At 59.3% G+C, this 18,642-nt stretch carries 16 protein-coding genes; 8 read left to right on the top strand and 8 right to left on the bottom strand.

Annotated features, from left to right (window positions below):
* Positions 1–2 precede the first annotated feature (2 nt).
* The 4 genes from EFD55_RS18070 (at position 3) to EFD55_RS18055 (ending at position 6,192) form a co-directional block, all read left to right on the top strand.
* On the top strand, positions 3–806 hold the full coding sequence (locus tag EFD55_RS18070; RefSeq protein WP_125846426.1) for an ABC transporter permease: 804 nt from the start codon (positions 3–5) through the stop codon (positions 804–806).
* Between the two features lie 200 nt (positions 807–1,006).
* Positions 1,007–3,421 (top strand): aminotransferase class III-fold pyridoxal phosphate-dependent enzyme, encoded by a 2,415-nt coding sequence (locus EFD55_RS18065; protein WP_125846425.1) that lies wholly within the window; start codon positions 1,007–1,009, stop codon positions 3,419–3,421.
* A gap of 62 nt (positions 3,422–3,483) precedes the next feature.
* The gene (locus EFD55_RS18060; protein ID WP_125846424.1) at positions 3,484–4,455 is read left to right on the top strand and encodes an acetylxylan esterase; all 972 of its coding nucleotides are present in this window, start codon (positions 3,484–3,486) and stop codon (positions 4,453–4,455) included.
* A gap of 309 nt (positions 4,456–4,764) precedes the next feature.
* Entirely contained in the window at positions 4,765–6,192 is a 1,428-nt protein-coding gene (locus tag EFD55_RS18055) for an aldehyde dehydrogenase family protein (protein WP_125846423.1), read from the top strand.
* Here the strand turns inward: EFD55_RS18055 and EFD55_RS18050 are convergent.
* Positions 6,186–7,115 carry a LysR family transcriptional regulator gene (locus tag EFD55_RS18050; RefSeq protein ID WP_125846422.1) on the bottom strand — a complete coding sequence of 310 codons (930 nt, stop codon included), beginning with the start codon at positions 7,113–7,115 and terminating at the stop codon, positions 6,186–6,188. The genes EFD55_RS18055 and EFD55_RS18050 overlap by 7 nt on opposite strands.
* Positions 7,116–7,414: 299 nt before the next feature.
* Between EFD55_RS18050 and argE the strand changes: the two genes are divergently transcribed.
* The 3 genes from argE to EFD55_RS18035 are packed head-to-tail and all read left to right on the top strand — an operon-like array spanning position 7,415 to position 9,855.
* Positions 7,415–8,539: an acetylornithine deacetylase gene (argE, locus tag EFD55_RS18045; protein WP_125846572.1), complete on the top strand. Its 1,125-nt coding sequence runs from the start codon at positions 7,415–7,417 to the stop codon at positions 8,537–8,539.
* Positions 8,540–8,548: 9 nt separating this feature from the next.
* The gene (locus EFD55_RS18040; protein WP_125846421.1) at positions 8,549–9,472 is read left to right on the top strand and encodes a 2-hydroxyacid dehydrogenase; all 924 of its coding nucleotides are present in this window, start codon (positions 8,549–8,551) and stop codon (positions 9,470–9,472) included.
* Positions 9,473–9,501: 29 nt separating this feature from the next.
* Complete coding sequence (locus tag EFD55_RS18035; protein WP_125846420.1) at positions 9,502–9,855, top strand: cupin domain-containing protein; 354 nt, start codon at positions 9,502–9,504, stop codon at positions 9,853–9,855.
* Between the two features lie 391 nt (positions 9,856–10,246).
* On the opposite strand, the gene EFD55_RS18030 is transcribed toward EFD55_RS18035, so the two are convergent.
* The 7 genes from EFD55_RS18030 to EFD55_RS18000 all read right to left on the bottom strand — a co-directional run bounded on the left by EFD55_RS18030 (position 10,247) and on the right by EFD55_RS18000 (position 17,063).
* Entirely contained in the window at positions 10,247–10,690 is a 444-nt protein-coding gene (locus EFD55_RS18030) for an Lrp/AsnC family transcriptional regulator (RefSeq protein WP_125846419.1), read from the bottom strand.
* A 19-nt stretch (positions 10,691–10,709) separates the two neighbouring features.
* Positions 10,710–11,495, bottom strand: coding sequence for a homoserine kinase (locus EFD55_RS18025; protein ID WP_125846418.1), 786 nt, complete (start codon positions 11,493–11,495; stop codon positions 10,710–10,712).
* Between the two features lie 29 nt (positions 11,496–11,524).
* On the bottom strand, positions 11,525–12,922 hold the full coding sequence (locus EFD55_RS18020) for an aspartate ammonia-lyase (protein WP_125846417.1): 1,398 nt from the start codon (positions 12,920–12,922) through the stop codon (positions 11,525–11,527).
* Between the two features lie 12 nt (positions 12,923–12,934).
* Positions 12,935–13,813, bottom strand: coding sequence for a 4-hydroxy-tetrahydrodipicolinate synthase (gene dapA, locus EFD55_RS18015; RefSeq protein ID WP_125846416.1), 879 nt, complete (start codon positions 13,811–13,813; stop codon positions 12,935–12,937).
* Positions 13,814–13,863: 50 nt separating this feature from the next.
* On the bottom strand, positions 13,864–15,276 hold the full coding sequence (locus tag EFD55_RS18010) for an aldehyde dehydrogenase family protein (protein ID WP_125846415.1): 1,413 nt from the start codon (positions 15,274–15,276) through the stop codon (positions 13,864–13,866).
* A complete protein-coding gene (locus tag EFD55_RS18005; protein WP_125846414.1) occupies positions 15,276–16,337 on the bottom strand; it encodes a homoserine dehydrogenase in 1,062 nt (353 codons plus the stop codon). Before EFD55_RS18005 ends, EFD55_RS18010 begins: the two co-directional genes overlap by 1 nt.
* 249 nt (positions 16,338–16,586) lie before the next feature.
* Positions 16,587–17,063, bottom strand: a complete 477-nt coding sequence (locus tag EFD55_RS18000; protein ID WP_125846413.1) for an Lrp/AsnC family transcriptional regulator — start codon at positions 17,061–17,063, stop codon at positions 16,587–16,589.
* Positions 17,064–17,235: 172 nt separating this feature from the next.
* Here EFD55_RS18000 and EFD55_RS17995 point away from each other — a divergent pair, with 172 nt between their 5' ends.
* Positions 17,236–18,636, top strand: a complete 1,401-nt coding sequence (locus EFD55_RS17995) for an aspartate aminotransferase family protein (RefSeq protein WP_125846412.1) — start codon at positions 17,236–17,238, stop codon at positions 18,634–18,636.
* Positions 18,637–18,642 lie beyond the last annotated feature (6 nt).

Here is an 18,642-nt window from a genome sequence, read left to right as displayed (position 1 = left end):
CCATGTCAGACGCCAATGCCCTGAGCTGGTTCAACCGCCTGTCAATCTTTACTGTCATGGCATTCCTCTATCTGCCAATCGCTATCCTGATTGTCTTCAGCTTCAACGAGTCGCGGCTGGTGACCGTGTGGGGCGGGTTCTCGACGCAATGGTACGCGTCGGCCCTTTCCAACGCGGCCCTCATCGACGGGGCGCGGGTCAGCTTTACCGTGGCTGCCGTCTCCGCAACGGTTGCGACCCTGCTTGGCCTGCTGGCCGCGCTTGTGGCGGTACGGATACGCCGCTTCCGCGGGCGCAGGCTCTTCCTCGGTCTTCTGGCGGCGCCCATGGTCATGCCGGAAGTGGTGCTCGGCGTCTCCATGCTTCTGATGTTCGTCACGCTCGGCATCGATCGTGGGCCGTTGACGATCATACTGGCGCACGCCACCTTCACCATGTGCTTTGCGGCGGTCGTCCTGCAGTCGCGGCTGACGGAACTCGATCCCTCGCTGGAGGAGGCCGCGCGAGACCTCGGCTGCCAACCGGCGACGGCTTTTCTCAAGGTCGCCATGCCCAATATCCTGCCAGCCCTGATCTCCGCCTGGCTGCTGTCCTTCACGCTGTCTCTGGACGATCTCGTGATCTCCAGCTTCACGACCGGACCGGGCGCATCGACGCTGCCGATGAAGATCTATTCGCAGATCAAGTTCGGAGTGACACCCGAGATCAACGCGGTCTCGACCATGATCCTCGGTATTGTTGCATTCGGTCTTCTCGTTGTCTCCGTTATCACGCGCCGGTCCGATCAACGATTTCCGGGCCACTGAGGGCGCCGGGCAGCCCCAAAGGAGCGAATAGATTTGCAGGCGAGCAAGGTCCAACATCTGATTTCATTCTATGCCGGATGGCAGTTCCGTTGGAGAAACCCTTCACCAGACAGTTCAATCAGGAGCCTTGGTCTGCGTCGGCCTTGTAAGCGCGGCGCCGCCCGCGCGGGCCAAATCCGTCAAGATCGTGAGGTATTCCGGTGAACAGGCAATCCCATTCCAGGCAAGATCCGATCGAGATGCTGCTCGCAAGTATTGCAGCGCCGGACCTCCCCCAGGAGCTCGTGGAGGGTCGCGTTGCGGCAGCCTATGGCCTCAACGGCAGCTGGCGCCGGTTGGGCGGCGAGAGGGAGCAGAATTTCCGTCTCGTCACCGCAGACGGCGCGCAGTTCGTGGTCAAGGTGGCCTCGCTTGCGGAGCCCACCGAAAGCCTCCAGTTCCAGATCGACGCCCTCGAGCATGTCGCAGCGATCGATCCGGGTTTTCCCGTGCCGCGCGTACGGCGTACGCTAGCAGGCGCCCCGATGGCCGATGTGGCAGACGAGGCCGGCCGGAGCCATGCACTCAGAGTCATGAGCTTCCTGCCGGGGCAAACCCTGCTCGACCAGATCCAGGCATCCGGGCGTTCCTTGGGCGCGCCGGAACTGATGACGCTCGGCGCGATGAGCGGACGACTGGCGCGTGCCTTGCAGGGATTCTACGGTGGTGGGGCACCGAAGCGCATGCCTTGGGACCTCAAGAACGCGCCCCGGCTCCTCGAGCGGCTGCATGTCCATATGCCTGAACGGATCAAACAGGTGGCGCTTGCCCTGTTACCGGAACTTTCGACGGTCACGACGCAGGCTCTGCCGAAGCTTCGCGCGCAGGTGATCTACAACGACTTCCACGAGTCCAACGTGCTCGCGGAGGTCGATCCGGCTTTCGGCGTCAAGGGTGTCATCGATTTCGGCGACATGGTTTACGGGCCTGTCGCGCAAGATCTCGCGGTCGCAATCGCCTCACTTATCCACTGGACACCGGATCCCGTCTTCGCTGCAACCCGCCTTGCTCGGGGTTACCAGCGCTTCATGCCGCTCGAAGCCGATGATTTGGCCGTGCTCCGCAAGCTTGTTCTCGCCCGCCTTCTGCTGCAGGTTGGCATCGTCTCCTACCAGTCCGTCACCAACGTGCCCGGCACATCGCTCGACGATCTTCAGACGCTCTATATGGATGCGATCGAGCGCATCGCTGAGGTGACGGATGCCGCCTTCGTTGCCGGCATGCTGGCGTCAGTTGTCCCCTTCAGCACGGCCGCCGCGGATGCACGGGCCGTGCCCAAGCCCACCCTGCTTAAGCAACGCGAAGCGGTGCTCGGCAAGACCTATACGTTCTACAACGAACCGCTCGAACTCGTTCGCGGCCGCGGCTCAAAGGTCTACGATGCTCTGGGCACCGAGTATCTCGACTGCTACAACAATGTCGCCAATCTCGGACATTGCCACCCTTACGTCGTGGACGCCCTTACCCGGCAGGCAAGCACGCTGAATACGAACACGCGCTATCTCCACGCGGAAATCGTAAGGCTTGGTGAGCGACTGTCTGCGACGCTGCCGTCTCATCTCGATACCTGGATCTTTGTCTGCACCGGCTCAGAGGCCAATGATCTCGCCGTGCGTATGGCGCGCGCGGTGACGGGCAAGGAAGGCATCGTCGTCACCGAGAACAGCTATCACGGCAATACATCAGTCGTGTCGCCGCTCTCGCTCATTGATTACGACGCAAGGGATCGGCCGGCCTGGGTGGAAACGGTGCCGCCGCCGAACCTCTACCGCGGTCTCTACCGGCTCGGTGACGATGACGCCGGCTACAAATATGCCGGCCATATTGATGACGCCGCGCAACGCCTGAAAGAAAAAGGGGAGGGATTTGCGGGACTGCTGACCGATTCCATCTTCGATGCGAATGGCGCACTGGTCCCGCCGGACGACTATCTTGCGCGCGCCTACAGTGCCGCCCGGCGCCACGGTGCGCTGACGATCGCCGACGAAGTCCAGATGGGCTTCGCCCGGTCGGGCACCCACATGTGGGGCTTCCAGGCCTTCGACGTAGAGCCAGATATCGTCACCATGGGCAAACCGATGGGCAACGGCCATCCACTGGCGGCACTCGTGACGCGGCGCGAGATTGCCGCGACCCTGCAGATGAAGGGCGGCTATTTCAACACTTTTGGAGGCAACACCGTCTCGGCCGCAGTCGGCAATGCGTGTCTCGATGTCCTCTGGGGAGAGGACCTGCAGGGCAACGCTCGCAAGAACGGGGGCATTCTCAAGGCCGGGCTCGACGACCTTCTGAAGCGGCACGAGCTGGTCGGCCACATTCAGGGACGCGGTCTTTTCCTCGGCGTCGAACTCGTGACCGACCGCGACACGAGAGCTCCCGCGAAGCTTGCTGCGCGCTGGGTACGCGAGCGGATGAAGGCGCTCGGCGTTCTCGTATCCTCCACCGGTCCCTTCGGAAACATCATCAAAATCAGGCCACCGCTGGTGTTCAGTGATAGCGATGCTGCGAGGTGTCTTGAAGCCCTTGAAACGGCTCTCGAGGAGGTGCCCTTCCATCTTCGCTCGGCAACCGTCTAGAAAGGTGTCGTCCGTTCAAGTCTGTCACCATTCACTTCAATTCTGTTCACGGAGGCAAGAAAGTGCCAATTGCCGACCTCGTCCATCCCGAACTGGGCGCCTATACGAGCAAGGTTGTCATGCCAGACGACTTTGCCCAATTCTGGACTGAGACCATTGCCGAGGCCCGAAAGGCCAGTGGTGCAGTCACCATCGTCAAAGCCGCGACGTCGCTGAAGGCTGTCGAAACTTATGACGTCACCTTCCCGGGCTTCGGCGGCCATCCGATCAAGGGTTGGCTGATCATGCCGGCGCAGCGGGAAGGACGCCTTCCGCTGGTCCTCCAATACATCGGTTACGGCGGCGGTCGGGGACTCCCACACGAGCAGTTGCACTGGGCGGCTTCCGGCTATGCCTATTTCCGCATGGACACACGCGGCCAGGGCAGCGCATGGAGCGTCGGCGATACGGCTGATCCGGTCGGCTCCACGGCATCCTTCCCAGGCTTCATGACGCGCGGGATTCTCGACAGGAACGACTATTATTATCGGCGGCTTCTGACCGACTGCGTGCGCGCCATCGATGCCCTGATAGAGTTGCCGTTCATCGACGCCGAGCGAATCGCTGTCTGCGGCGACAGCCAGGGTGGTGGGATGTCGATCGCTGTCGCGGGTCTCGACCCGCGCGTCAAGGCGGTTATGCCTGATGTCCCATTTCTGTGTGACTTTCCACGCGCGGTCCAGGTGGCGTTACGAGAACCCTATACCGAGATCGTGCAGTTCTTGGCCCAGCATCGCGACAAGAAGGAAAAAGTCTTCGAGACGCTAACCTATTTTGACTGCGTCAATTTTGCGCGGTTGTCGAACGCGCCCGCACTGTTTTCGGTCGCCATGATGGACGAAGTCTGTCCGCCCTCGACAGTATACGCGGCGTTCAATGTCTATGGAGGTGAAAAGCGGATGGTGGAATACCACTTCAACAATCACGAGGGTGGGCAAGTTTACCAGGAACGCGAGCAGATGGCTTGGCTCGGCGGGCTTTTCTTGGCCAATTGATTGGCCGGACCTTACCAATTCGAAAAAAGAGCGCTTCTGAAAAGGCAAGCGGATTGGTTTTCCGCAAGGGCCATTCTCTCGTCAAGATTTTCGCTCGGGCGCCGGTCGCTCTGAACCTTTTCTGGCCTCAGTAGTGGCCGAGATGATAAGCGACGAAAACCTTAACCCTTTTCGCCAACCCACACAGCCCCTTCGTTAACACGCTTCTTAAGTAACCATTCAGCACAGGTAAATTGTCATGCTCGCGTCTTGCCAGGCATCTTCTAGGGCGGCTCGGAATTGCCGCAATGTTTTGACGCGAGGTGAGAAATGCAGACCGAACGCGAGCACCAGTTCTACATTGGTGGAAGATGGCAGGACGCTCTCGATCCAACCCGTTTGCCGGTCGTGAATCCCGCCTCGGAGCAGGTTGTCGGGCATATTGCTGCGGGCGGCGCTCAAGACGTCGATGTCGCGGTTGCAGCTGCGCGGCAGGCCTTTCTCACTTTTTCCCAAGCTTCTGTGTCCGACAGGATTGGTCTGCTCCGCAGGATGTATTCGCTTTTGAAGGAAAGGGCGGAGACTTTCGCAGAAGCCCTCGTCATGGAAATGGGGGCAGCGATTAGCTTCGCGCGCGCCTCACAGGTCCCGTTCGCGGCGGAGCACATTCGTGTCCAAATTGAAATTCTCGAGAAGTACCGTTTTGTAGCGGTTGACGGGCGAACCGCGACCGCTAAAGAGGCGATCGGGGTTTGCGCTTTGATCACGCCGTGGAATTGGCCGCTTTACCAGATCACGGCTAAGGTCGCCCCCGCGATCGCAGCAGGCTGCACCATCGTCCTCAAGCCCAGTGAGCTGTCACCTTATAGCGCTCTGCTCTTTGCCCAACTGATGCATGATGCGGGCACTCCGCCGGGCGTATTCAATTTGGTCAACGGCACTGGCGAGAGCGTAGGCGCAGCGCTCGCCAGCCACCGCGACGTCGACATGATCTCGATCACCGGTTCCACCCGCGCAGGGGTACTCGTCGCGCAGGCCGCCGCCCCGACCGTGAAGCGGGTGGTTCAGGAACTCGGCGGCAAGTCACCGAACATCTTGCTCACCGATGCCGATTTCAGCGAGGCGGTAGCGAAGGGCGTGCTCGCCGGAATGCGCAATGTCGGCCAGTCGTGCAGTGCGCCGACGCGCATGCTGGTACCTGCACATCGGCTCGGCGAAGTGGAGGAACTGGCAAGCGCGGCTGTGCGTGCCATTCGTGTCGGCGCGCCGCTTGATCCTGCGACGAACATGGGGCCCATAGCCAATCGTGCCCAGTTCGAGCGGGTACAGGTCATGATCCAGGCCGGTATCGATGACGGCGCTAAGCTGCTGTGCGGCGGTTTGGGCCGGCCGGCTGGCCTGAATAGCGGCTTTTTCACGCAACCGACAATCTTTTCCGAGGTGACGCCCCACATGCGGATTGCTCGTGAAGAAATCTTCGGTCCGGTCCTTTCGATCATGCCCTACAAGGACGAGGAAGAGGCAATCGCGATTGCTAACGACACCGTCTACGGATTGGGCGCTCATGTTCAGTCTTCAGACCCGGAGCGTGCACGCCGGGTCGCCACTCGCATCCGTGCCGGTCAGGTCCATATCAATTATCCGGCTTGGGACGGAGCGGCCGCCTTCGGCGGCTACAAACGGTCGGGCAACGGCCGCGAGTATGGCGTATATGGGCTTGAAGAGTATCTCGAAACGAAGTCGATCCTCGGTTATTGACCAGGCTTCTCCGCAGGATCGGCGCTCCAGGGCAGTGGTTTCAGCGACTGACGAAGCATCGTCAGGAAAGCGGCAGTGCGCGCACTTCGTCCGTGCCGCGATCCGAGGATGGCGACGATATCGGCCGACGGCAGCTTCCAGTTGGGAAGTACCTGCCTCAGCCGTCCCTCGGCCAGGTCCTCTGCAACGGCCCATTCGGAGCGCATCATGATGCCCTGACCCGCCAGCGCCCAATCCCGAATAACGGCGCCATCATTACTCGACATGACGGGGTTGACGCGCACTGTCGCACTTTCCTGCCGTGATCCCTTAAACCGCCAGAGCGTTACGTCCTCCTCGTTCTCGCGAACGACAAGGCAGCGATGTCGCGCCAGATCGGCGGGCGTAGTAATGGGAGCAGCCGAAGTTAGGTATTCGGGACTTGCGCAGAGAATCCGGTTGTTCGGCGCCAGCGTCGTCACGACTTGATCCAGATGCGCGGACGCTCCGATGTGAACAACAACCTCATAGCTGTCAACGATCAATGCCGTGGGATGGTCGGACAGTTGCAGGGTAGCGGTGGCACCGCGATGCTCTCGAGCGAAAGCCTCCACGACCGGGGCGACGTAGATCCTACCAAAACCGTGAGGTGCTGCGACCCTGAGGTGCCCGCGGACCGCACCCTTGCGATCAGCGAGGGCTTCGGTAAGCGAGTCTATGGCATCGCTGACGATGACGCTGTGGGAAGCGACCAGTGAGCCCTCCTCGGTAAGACGCAGGTGGCGCCCGGAGCGGTCGATCAGCCTGACCCCGACTTTCTCTTCTAGCGCGCGCAGGCGCTGGGTTACCGCCGGAGGGGTGACGTTCAGCTTTCTCGCGCTTTCAGCGAGGGATTTGGAGGTGGTGAGGACCGAAAAGAAGGCAAGATCGTCGGACGTGAGCATTAACGTCTACCTGAAGTGATTATTCATCTGGGATTAATTGCCATCTTTAGGCTTTGGCGACAAGGTGAGATTAGGTTGGATATCGGATTAATGGAGCCGGCGACGTTGGCTTATCAGCCCGATGGGCTGGCCTGGGCAGTATTGAGCGGGTGCGGTTGGGAACCGGATACCGACAATGCGCCGGCCGGTTTGGCCGCCCCAGACAGGGAAGGGATCCCCGAACGATGACCGCGCCACCGCTGCTCCGAACGGAGCCTGCCATGCGGCAGTTGTGCCCTACACATGATGGAGAACCTCCGATGAATGCTAAGGACATACTGGAACAACTGGTCGGTTTTCCGTCCGTCGTCGGGACTCCGAATGGCGACATCGTCACATGGGTGAAGAGCTATCTCGAAAGTCATGGCGCCACCGTGACTGTCTTGCCGGGTCCGGAAGGGGATAGGGCAAACCTGTTCGCCACTATCGGCCCGAAAGATGAGCCCGGCTACATTCTTTCCGGGCACATGGATGTCGTTTCGGCCTCCGAACGGACTTGGACGTCGGATCCCTTCCGCCTGCGGGCTGACGGTGATCGGCTTTTTGGTAGAGGCGCCTCCGATATGAAGGGGTTTCTTGCCGCCGCGCTTGCCGGACTTCCCGCTATAGCAAAAATGCCATTGAGGCGCCCGATTCACTTCGCCTTTTCGTATGACGAGGAAGCCGGCTGCCGCGGCGTACCGCATATGTTGCAGCAGATCGGGAACTTGTGCGCACCTCCTTTGGGAGCAATCATCGGTGAACCAAGCAGTATGGTGGCGATCCGCGGCCACAAGGGGAAGGCCGCCGCCCGCATCGAAATCCATGGCACGACCGGCCATTCGTCGCGCCCTGATAAGGGCCTGAACGCGATCCACGCCATGACTGCGGTGATGAATGCGACTCTTAAGACCATTGATGCCTTGCGAGACAGCGCCTTGGATCAGAACTTCGAGCCGCCGTATTCTACGCTACAGATCGGAACGATCACGGGCGGACGCAGCGTCAACATCATCCCGGATCTCTGCATCATGGAACTGGAAGGTCGTGCGGTGCCCGGCGTATCGCCGACAGTTCTCCTGGAACATATCAAGGCAACGGCCGAGGCCTTGGCGAAAGACGGATTCCGCGTCAGGTGGGAAACCAGCAGCACCTATCCAGCGCTTTCCCTTGATGCAGACACGTCACTCGCTCGGCTGATGGAGGAGCTAACCTCAGCGCAGACCTTGGCTGCCGTGAGCTACGGCACTGAGGCCGGACTCTATCAGGCAGCCGGCATCGACGCGATCATCTGTGGTCCCGGGGACATCTCCCGCGCCCACCGCGCTGACGAGTTCATCCGCCTCGACGAACTTGCTGCCTGCGAAGAGATGATCCTGCGGCTTGCCAAGACGCTGCAACACTAGGAGAGCTTTATGGTTTTCTGGTTTAATTCGGATCGAGAACGAGGCCGCGTCTTCGCGGAGGCTTTTGCACGCGACCTGCCCGATCTGCCCTTCGTGATGGATATTTCGGAGCGCGATCCGGACGAAATCCGGTACATTCTCACGTGGACTGCGCCGCCCGATCTCCATCGTTTCAGGAACTTGAAGGCTGTCTTCTCGATCGGTGCCGGCGTCGATCAATTCAAGCCAGAATCGCTTCCGCCAAACGTCATGCTCGTCCGCATGGTCGAGGACGGTATCGTGCGGATGATGCAAGAATATGTCACGCTCGCCGTGCTCGCCCTGCACCGCAAGTTGAAGGCCTATATCGAACAGCAGGCCGAAGCCGCCTGGATCCCGCTTCCTGTGCGGCAAGCTGGCGAGCAGCGGATCGGTATCCTTGGCCTTGGCATGCTCGCCCAGGCCGCTATTGAGCGGCTGATACCCTTCGGCTTTCCACTTGCCGCCTGGAGCCGCTCGGAAAGACAAGTGGATGGCGTTGATTGTTATCACGGCCCGGACGGGCTCACGCCATTCCTCGCGCGCACCGACATCCTGATCTGTCTCCTGCCGCTGACCCAAGAGACGCAAGGACTACTCGACGCCGGGGTCTTCGCGACCCTCCCACCGGGTGCGGCGCTTGTCCACGTGGGGCGCGGCGCGCAACTCGATCATGACGCGCTCATTGCAGCTCTCGACGCCGGACATCTGTCGGGCGCGGTCATCGACGTGACCGAACCTGAACCCTTGCCCCCCGAGCATGGATTCTGGAGGCATCCGAAGATCATCCTGACGCCGCACATCGCAAGCGTCACGCAAGCAGAGACGGCGGCCGGCGCCGTTATCGACAACATCAAACGCCTTCGCGACGGTTTCGACCCGATCGGGCTCGTCGACCGCGACCGCGGTTATTGAAGCTGCAACCAGGAGAGCAAGGAGAAAACATGTCCCTCCTCAAGACAATAGTACCCAACAGCACGGAAACGCCGCGCGAGTCCAAGCCGGGGCCGGAGCGCCTGATCTCCGGCGATCCATCTTTCAAGAGCTGGCCGCAAGACGTTGCGCGGGACGACATGATTCACACCGGCGTCTGGGAAGCGACACCGGGCCTGACGCGCTCCGTTAAGGGAGAGACATTCGAATTCTGCCACATCCTCCAAGGCGTCGTGGAAATCACCCCGGATGGCGGTGAACCGGTGACCTACAAAGCAGGCGATAGTTTCGTGATGAAACCGGGATTCATCGGCACCTGGCGCACCGTGGACACGGTCCGGAAGATCTACGTCACTGTCAACTAACCAGTTCCGCCGCCTCCGGTACGCCAGCGTAGCGACCGACCGGCCTGGACAACAACGAGCGATAAAACGGCGGAGAACCTACTCTCCGCCGTGTGAGGGCGACGACACGAACCTCCGGAGTTAAAGACGTCGGCTTCAATACATGATCCACAAGGACAAGTCCGCTTGACGATGTCAAGCCGTGCGCCCGTCTGGGAGCGTCTTCATTCGAAACTCCACCAAGTAAGGAACCGCTCGGATGGGCTGCCCGCCGGACCGATCAGAATGCGCTCGCATAGAGCGATGGTGGCGCAATTTTGCTGATGCTCGTTAAGGAGCGGCGTTCGCCAATCGAGTTCCGACCGGCGGTTATTGTGCGGCGGACACCTGCCCCGCCCCCATTCACACCGAATTATCTCCGGATTACGGAGGAGAGGGCGAACGCGGTCAGTGTATCGCGCACGCCGGGCATTTCGGCGATCAATTGCCAAATCTGCCGGATGCGGTCGGCCTCGGGGGACTCGACCCGCACGAGGAGATCGAAATCACCGGTCATAACGTCGCAAGCAACGACTTCCGGGATCTTCCGTAGCGCCTGAATGACTTCTCCGCCCCTCATGCGATCGTGACGATAGACGAAAATCAATGCGGTTGTGACGTTTTGGCTATTCCCACCATCCCCGGTGAGGATCGTATATCCCTTGATGAAGCCTTCTCGTTCGAGACGTTCGATTCGCACCCGCACGGCGTTGCGAGAAAGGTTCACCTTTGCCGACAAATCCGCGTGCGAGATACGGGCATTAGCCTTCAATTCGACAAGGATCTGTTCGTCAGTTCGATCAAGAAGATATTTCATGGAGATTGAGCCGGGTCGCTTAACCTAAAATGTCGGGGGTTACGGACCGATAAGCTAACACGGCGATTTCCGGTAGTAATATACTTTCCTTTCTGCTCGCAAATCGCTTTGATGTCGAAGCCATTATGAACCCTGGCAGCGCCTTCTTTTCCGCATCAGTCAGGCCGCGGACTCCCTGATAACCCTGCAACATCGCTCGCGCCCGCTCTTTGTTCAGATCTCCGTCGATTTCGCCCGCCCACCCGACAAGCGCATCAGCAAGCTCCGACACGAGCGCATCCTCGTGCCGAAGCCTGAAGTTGATGACCCCGCTGACTTCTTCTCCGAGGAAAAAGACGTTCTCATGGACCAATGCGCCATGAATTGCGCCAATGGGAAGATCCGTCGATTTGCACTTCGCTTTTCGTTCCAGGACGGTGTGTATTTCAGCCATCACGCGGCCCAGGCTGAGGCATTTTGCCGGGTTTGCAAATGTGGGTGAGGCGCCGGGTACGAAGCTAACGATGGCAACCAATCGACCTGCGGCCCGAGACGTGGCGTGGCCGGCGACAGTGCGCAGCGGCTTCGGGCAGGGGACGCCATGTCGATAAAGAGCCTCCATGGTTTCGAAGGCCCTTTCCAGATCTGAAGGTTGGGCTCCGTTCTCGAAAAGGGTAACGATGAATTCACCTTCCCCAGTCCGAAATAGATAGGTCGTCTCAGAGTCGCCGTCCGCAATGCCAATCACCGACAGAAGCGACGTAAAACCATAAGCCGCGGTAATGAGTTGGCGATCTTCGTCAGAAAGCTCGGTAAAAACAGCCATTTCCCACCCTTATGCGGACGATGAACCCATCAGAAATTTGCGAAGGTCGCGCTACCTTCAAAGAGCTCTTCAACTTGACTGGAGGCTAAGATGCCTTCCTCTTCCACGACCTGCCGCAGCCCCCGCTTTTCGGCCAGCGCTTTCTTGGCAAGCTGCGCTGCCTTACTGTAGCCGATAAGCATCGCCAACGGTGTCGCAAGGACAAGAGACTGATCGAGGAGGTCCTTGCAACGGTCGACATCGACTTCAATGCCGGCGACGCACCGCTGCTTAAAAATGTCCATACCCCGCGTCAACATCCGCATGGACTGTAGGATGTTGAGGATGATTACGGGCTCCATCGCATTGAGTTGCAACTGCCCCGCGCTTGCCGCCAGGGTGACCGTGAGATCATTTCCGATAACCTGAAATGCGATTTGGTTCATCATTTCCGGAATGACGGCGTTGACTTTGCCGGGCATGATCGAGGAACCGGCCTGGACGGGCGGAAGTCGGATTTCCCCGAGGCCGCCCCTCGGCCCACTGCTCAAGAGCCGCAGATCGTTGCAGACCTTTGTCAGCTTCACAGCAATTCGCTTGAGGACACTGGAGATGGAAACGAAACCACCGGTGTCGGAGGTGGCCTCAATCAGATTTCGAGCTCGGATGAGCTGGATACCAGAAATCTGTGTGAGGTGGATGCAAGCCGCGGCTGGAAAGCCGCCGGGGACGTTGATCGAAGTTCCGATCGCAGATCCGCCGAGATTAACCTCTTTCAACAGCCTGGAAGCGAATTGCAGTTGGTTGATATCTTCGTCGATCAGCTCGGCGAACGCATCAAACTCCTGCCCGACTGTCATTGGGACGGCGTCCTGCAACTGAGTGCGGCCGACCTTCAGCGCAGTCGCATATTCACGGGCTTTGGCGCGGAATGCGTCGCGCAGCCCGACCTGGGACTCGATCAGCCCTTCGCAAGCACGAAGAATGGTCAGACGCAGTGCGGTCGGATAGACATCGTTTGTCGATTGCGACAGGTTCACATCATCATTCGGATGAAGCTTGTCATAGTCGCCCACATTCGCACCGAGCTTCCAGAGCGCCAGGTTCGCGACAACTTCATTCACGTTCATGTTGGTGGACGTTCCCGCACCACCCTGCATCATATCGACCGGGAAGTTCTCATCAACGCATTTCAACTCGATGAGCTCATCGCAAGCCGCTGAGATCGCCGACACTTTTTCCGCTGAAAGCAGGCCAAGCTCGGCGTTTGCATACGCGGCCGCCTTCTTGACCATAGCCATGGACTGAATGAGTTCGGGGAAGTCTTTCAGGCGAAGGCCGGAAACGGTGAAGTTAAGCTCGGCTCGACGCGTATGCACACCGTAGAGAACGTCACCAGGGATTGGGAGGGGGCCGATCAAATCGGTCTCTATGCGTTCAGTTCCCATTTGCCGTTCCTCCTAGTCCAGAATTCCGGCGTGGCGCATGGCATGAGTAATAACCTCTTTAACAGGATCGCTCACCTCCACGAGAGGAAGGCGCAGGTCACCTCGGATCTTTGAGAGTTGCGCCAGCGCGAATTTCACGCCAGCCGGACTGGTCTCGAGGAATAGCGCGCGATGCAGGGGCATCAGTCGATCTTGAAGAGCCAGTGCCGCCGTAAAGTCGCCTCCCAGGCATGCCCGCTGGAAGTCTGCACATAGCCGGGGAGCAACATTTGCGGTCACCGAGATGCAACCGTGGCCGCCATGGGCCATGTACCCCAGCGCCGTGCCATCTTCGCCGGTGAGAAGATTGAACTCATTACCGCAGGCCATCCGCTCCAACGACGGTCGCAAGAGATTGCCTGTCGCGTCCTTGACGCCCTTGACGTTCGGACAATCCATAAAAATGCGGGTTAGCGTTTCGACTTGAATATCGATCACACTCCGGCCCGGAATATTGTAGACGATGATCGGAATCGTAGCTGCAGCGTCGATCGCCCTAAAGTGCTGATAGATCCCCTCCTGGGTGGGTTTATTGTAGTACGGTGAGACGATCAGTAAACCGTCCGCGCCGGCCTCCTGAGCGTGCCGCGCGAAGCCGATTGCTTCCTCGGTGCTATTGGAGCCGGCGCCGGCGATGACCGGAACGCGGCCATCCGCTGCCTCGATCGTGATTTCCACGACTCGCTTGTGTTCGGCATGAGTGAGGGTCGGGCTTTCCCCCGTCGTTCCGCAGGGGACAAGCCCTGACGTGCCCTCGGCGATCTGCCATTCGATGAGGGTGCGAAGCGCGACCTCATCGATTTTCCCATCGTCAAATGGGGTGACAAGGGCAGTGATGGATCCTTTGAACATCTTGACTTCCAAAAACGACGATGGGTTCAAACTGGCGCCGGCGCCGGCGATCAGTGCTGGAGCGACGTGATGCAGACGACCTTAGGCTGGGTCATGTCCTCATAAGCAAAGCGAACCCCTTCGCGTCCCATGCTGCCGTATTTGAATCCGCCAAACGGCATTGCGTCGAACCGATAGTCCGACGACTGGTTGATCATGACGCCGCCGGCGTCGATCCGCTTTGCTGCCTCCAGGGCACTGGCAAGATCGTTGGTAAAGATCCCGGCATGGAGGCTGTATTCCGGCTTGTTAGCCAGCTCTATTGCCTCTTCAAGGTCATCGAACGGCTGCAGTATGACGACCGGGGCGAAGACTTCCTCATTCAGTACGTCGCAAGCGGCCGGTACGTTTTCCAGGACGGTCGGAGGATAGAGGGTGCCGGCTGGCTTGTGACCGCAAAGCAGCATCGCGCCGGCAGCGATTGCTCGTTCCACCATAGCGGCGGCTCGGTTCACCGCGTTTTCGGAGATCATCGGGCCCATGTCAGTCTCGGAGTTCATCGGGTCGCCGGTTTTTATCCGGGTGGTCTGGGCCACGAACTCGGTCTTGAAGCGTTCATAGATCGAGCGCTGTACCAGAATTCGTTGCGTTCCGATGCAGTTCTGGCCAGCCGCCCAGAAGGCACCTGACACGCAATCTTCCACGGCGGCGTTAACTTCGCAATTTTCCATCACGATAACCGGCGCATTGCCACCGAGATCCATTGCGAGCTTCTTGATGCCTGCAGATCGTGCGATGGCCTCGCCCGTGACAAAGCCCCCTGTAAAGGAGATCATGCGAACGTCTTTTGCCGAAACAATCGCCTTGCCCAGGTCGGCGCCGCCAACAGCGACCGTGATGACCTCGTCCGGCAAACCGCTTTCGATTAACACGTCCACCAGCTTGAGGGCTGAGAGAGGGGCAAGTTCCGACGGTTTCAGGACTACTGCATTTGCGCCGGCGATGGCGGGGCCAAGCTTGTGCGCCACGAGATTGAGCGGGTCATTGTACGGCGTGATCGCCGCGATGATCCCTAGCGGCTCCCGGGTGAACCAGCCCTGGCGAGTTTCCGATCCAGCATAGGCATCGAATGGAATGACTTCGCCAGCATTCCGCTTGGCCTCTTCCGCAGAGAGTTTCAGCGTGTTGACGCAACGTGTCGCCTCCTTGCGGGCCTGGGCAATTGTCTTCCCCGCCTCCCGCACGATCAGGAGCGCAAACTCCTCCTTACGTTCTTCGATGGCGGCTGCGGCCCTTTCGAGAATCGCAGAGCGCTGGTGGCGGGGGAGCGATCGGGCAATCTGCGCGCCGCGCCTGGCGCGTTCGAGCAACAGGTCCACAGCGTCGGCACTGGTCTCTCGGATGGCGCCGACAAAACTGCCGTCGAAAGGATTACTGACGATGATCTCGTTGGAAGAGGCGGGCTTCAAGGCTAGACCGGGCATCACGCTGCCTCCTTCGCGAAACTGGCCGACTGGGCATTGTGTATAGCCACGATGTCGGACAGCAGTGCGTAGGCGGTTTCGATTCGACCGGCGCCTGGGCCACTAACCGTAACGGGGCCGAGAAGCTCTGTGTTCAGCGATACTGCGTTGGTAGCGCCGTTGACGCCGGCGAGCGTATGTCCGAGAGCAAGCTGTTTGGGCGCGACACTGCCGGTTATCGTCCCGTCGGCATTGCGAACTGCGGACCCGATCAGTTTCCAACGGCTTTCAACCTTGGCAGCTGCTTGAATGTCGGAAGGGGAAAGCTCGGAGATGCCGCGGCAGGAGACATCCTCCGGCTTGAGATTTGCTCCCAGCAGCTCATTTGCCAGGATCACGACTTTCAGGCGAACGTCGAAACCTTCGACGTCGGCGGTCGGATCGGCTTCGGCATAGCCCAGGGCCTGCGCTTCCGCAACAGCGCTGGCGAAGTCGAGACCGTCCTCCATGCGACCGAGGACGAAGTTCGACGTGCCGTTGAGGATCCCTTCAAACCCTTTCACCTCTGCTCCGGCAAGGGTCTTCCATGCCATCCTTATGACGGGCGTGCCGCTCATCACGGAGCCCTCATACTCGAAGTGAACAGTGTTCGCCTTGGCAAGTGCCTTCAGTTCGCGACCAGCAATCGCTATTGGCCCCTTGTTCGTGGTGACGACGTGCTTGCCCGAGTTGAGAGCCCAGCGGCAGTGTGAAACCGCGGGCTCGCCGTCCTTCGGGTTCGTAAAAGTCGCCTCCACGACGATATCGGCGGGCGCCGTCTTGATAATGGCTTCGTTGTCGGCCTCGGCGCTGCCGCCGGAGAGCTGGCCAAAACCGCCTTTCGCGAAATTCGCCTCCACGAGGGTCTTGGCATCCAGACCGTTGGGCGAAATGACGGAGCCCAGATGGAGATCGCTGACCGCAACGATGTTCAGGCGGAAACCAAGGTCCCGTTCCCAAAGCGGGCTCTTTGTCGCGATGAGCTCGGTCAAGGCACGGTTGACGCCGCCAAATCCGATTAGGGCAATATTGTAGATCTTCATGTGGTTTCCTCCGATGAAGCGATTTGTGCGCATACCATGCGATGCAAATCGCTCAGTCGGAACGGCACAAACAGACCAATCTGCCGTGCATTTTGCTCATGATGCTGGTCGCTTGCCGCTTGTTCGTCGTCCGGCTCCAGCGCTCGGACGGACAAGTGGTCGGGCAAGAAGCCCACTCGCCCATGCAATCCCTCAATGTGTCAATCTTTGCGCAAAGTCGACGCGTCTGAGCGGCCGTCGGCGGCAATCTCAGGAGAAGTGATCAAAGTCGATCGGAACTGAAAAGCCTGTCTTGACGCGGTCCATGACCACCATTGTCTTGAACCCCTTGATGTCGGGATTTTCATAGAAGAACTTGCGGGTAAAGACCTCATAGTCCTCCATGCTCTCGGCAGTGACAATCAAGACGAAATCCGCATCTCCCGTTACATAGTAGCCGTTCATCACTTCTGGCGTCTGCCGGATCGATTGCTTGAACCGGTCGACGATGTCGGCTCTTTCGCGCTCGAGCGTGACCAGTACCAGCATTGCGATCGGTCGGCCGACAGATTTAGGTTTCACAACCGCAACCTCCGCCTCAATCACTCCAGCCTCACGAAGCCGCTTGAGGCGGCGCTGCACCGCAGTGGCCGAAAGACCAACCATCGCACCGAGCTCCTCGCTGCTGTGTCTGTTATGAACCTGCACGATACTGAGAAGGCGAGCATCTAGGCGGTCGAGCTGCATTGGAAACTCCGCAGGATTTCATCGTTTTGTAGCCATAGAAAGCAGGAATTCCTCGTCTCAGCAATACTTACGCCGGAATTCATCGCCTCAATGCTTCTACGCTGAATGGACAAGAGAGAGGCGGCAGAAACGTTCAGCCCGACGATGACCTCGCTGCATGAGGAATTTAGAAATGACCAACATTGCTGAAATAGCTGACATGGACCGCAGGACCGTTCTGCATCCGTTCACCTACCTTAAGAATTACGCAGCCGGGGAGACCGATCCTACCATCGTCGAGACGGGAAAGGGCGTTCGTATTAGGGACGCGTCCGGCAGAGAATATTTGGACGGGTTTGCGGGTCTCTACTGCGTGAATGTCGGCTACGGCCGCACTGAAGTCGCCGAAGCGATCGCCCGGCAGGCCTACAAGCTTGCCTATTATCATTCTTACGCCGCACATACGACCGAGGAGCTCGCACGACTTTCGGATCGACTGGTGCGAATGGCGCCAGGCAACATGTCGAAGGTCTTCTACGGGCTGTCCGGTTCGGACGCGAACGAGACGCAGGCGAAGATCGTCTGGTATTACAACAATCTCCGCGGGAAAGCGCAAAAGAAGAAGATCATCTCGCGTGAGCGTGGCTACCATGGATGTTCTGTGGTTTCCGGTTCGATGACAGGCTTGAGCTTTTACCACGATCATATGGATCTCCCGGTTTCGGGGATTCTGCGTACCGGCGTGCCGCATTTCTATCGCGGTGCGATGCCTGGTGAGACCGAAGAAATCTTTTCACAGCGTCGCGCTGATGAACTGGAAGCGCTTATTCTCGCCGAAGGGCCCGACACTGTCGGCGCCTTCATCGCGGAGCCGGTCCTTGGAACGGGAGGCATTACACCGCCGCCGGCAGGATACTGGCCGAAAATCCAAGCTGTGCTGAAGAAGTACGACGTGCTGCTGATTGCCGACGAGGTGGTCTGCGGGTTTGGCCGCACCGGCGCCATGTTCGGTTCGGATCTCTACGGCATGGAACCCGATTTGGTCACCGTCGCCAAGGGCTTGACGTCAGCCTATGTGCCACTATCGGCGGCCATCGTTTCGCAGAAAGTCTATGAGGTCATGGAGGAGGCGACGCCGCGGGTGGGCTCCTTCTCACACGGCTACACCTATTCTGGCCATCCGATTGGCGCCGCCGCGGCGAACGCAGTGCTTGATATCGTCGAGCGCGAAAACCTGGCGGCCCAGTCCGCGACCAAGGGCGCTTATCTTTTGCAGCGGCTGAAGGCAGAATTCGAGCAAAACCCGATCGTCGGGGAAGTTCGTGGCGTTGGCATGCTTGCAGCCATCGAGTTCGTTTCCGATCGCGACACCAAGGCTTCGTTCGATCCCGGCCTGAAGGTCGGCGCGCGCATCTCGCAAGCCGCTCGAAATCGCAACCTCATAGCGCGCGCGATGCCGCATGGAGACATTTTGGGCTTTGCACCGCCACTTGTGATGACGGAAGCGGAAATCGACGAAATGGTTGCGATCGCAAGGGCTGCCGTTGACGAGGTGCTGCGGGAACTGGACTCCCAAGGACTGGTGGCGGGATAACGAATG

Origin of the sequence: Rhizobium pisi (genome assembly GCF_003938655.1) — a bacterium.
Taxonomy (GTDB): domain Bacteria; phylum Pseudomonadota; class Alphaproteobacteria; order Rhizobiales; family Rhizobiaceae; genus Rhizobium; species Rhizobium pisi.
Note: the sequence above shows the minus strand (reverse complement) of the source record. Positions and strands in the feature narration are given on the sequence as shown.